Annotated in this window: 1 protein-coding gene; it reads right to left on the bottom strand. The window is 36.9% G+C overall.

All coding sequences use genetic code 11. The annotated features are described in order from the left end of the window. Window positions 1-296: 296 nt before the first annotated feature. Complete coding sequence (locus SAE01_RS24320; RefSeq protein WP_147206429.1) at window positions 297-629, bottom strand: helix-turn-helix domain-containing protein; 333 nt, start codon at window positions 627-629, stop codon at window positions 297-299. Window positions 630-865 lie beyond the last annotated feature (236 nt).

An 865-nucleotide genomic window follows, 5' to 3' on the forward strand; every position in this document is an offset into this window, starting at 1 on the left:
TTATGCTGGTGAAAAGAAAGGTTATTGCCTGAATTTTGAAGAATGTCCGGGAGTAGGCAATGGTGGTATAGCAAAGCAAAAGTCAACCAGCTTATCGCCTTTGCCTTCTCCATGATCGCACCCTTGATTAACCACTTTGTTTACTTTAAATGAGGGCGTCGTTTCAGCTCTCAATGCGGACAAATACCAGTAGTCATTATTCTTTACTTTCTAAAGTTGAAAACCTAAAACATAGAGATACTCAACCAAATCGATTTGGTTCCCTTCTGTACAATTCATACCATGCTTTTTAGGATCTATCCGTGGATCGCATTCATCTTTCCTGACTCCAACAATCTTTGGATGTCATCATAATCGTAGAAGTGAACACCACCAATTTTAGTGTAAGGGATAACACCGGATGATTTAAGTGTTTGTAAGGTACCCGGAGATATTTTGAGAAGCCTTCTAAGTTCATGTGACTTCAGCCATTTTTTAGGCACCAAACCTGTTTGTTTTTTTAAAGCTAATAGCAGATCCTCCACCAGTTGTTTTTTGAACTGCTGCAAGTCATCAATAGTTATTAATTGATGAGCAAAGATTTTTTGAGGATAGGTATCCTCCCCTGTTTTTTTAAGTTGCCTTTCCATACGAGTCGCTTTATTTGATGAGGTATTAATAGGAGACGAACTTCTTGGCACAAGTACAATGGACTCCATTAAAAGGAGCTTGCATTAATGCTATTGCAAATGTGTTATAAAACGACTTTGTAAAACAGTCCTAACGGTCCTATGACCCCGTCTAACTACTTATAAATCATTTCAAATAAATTTTAAAATTTTTTGTGGTCAAGCTCTTTTCAAAACAATCAACATCTTTGTAAATC

The sequence above is a fragment of the Segetibacter aerophilus genome (assembly GCF_007991655.1).
GTDB lineage: Bacteria > Bacteroidota > Bacteroidia > Chitinophagales > Chitinophagaceae > Segetibacter > Segetibacter aerophilus.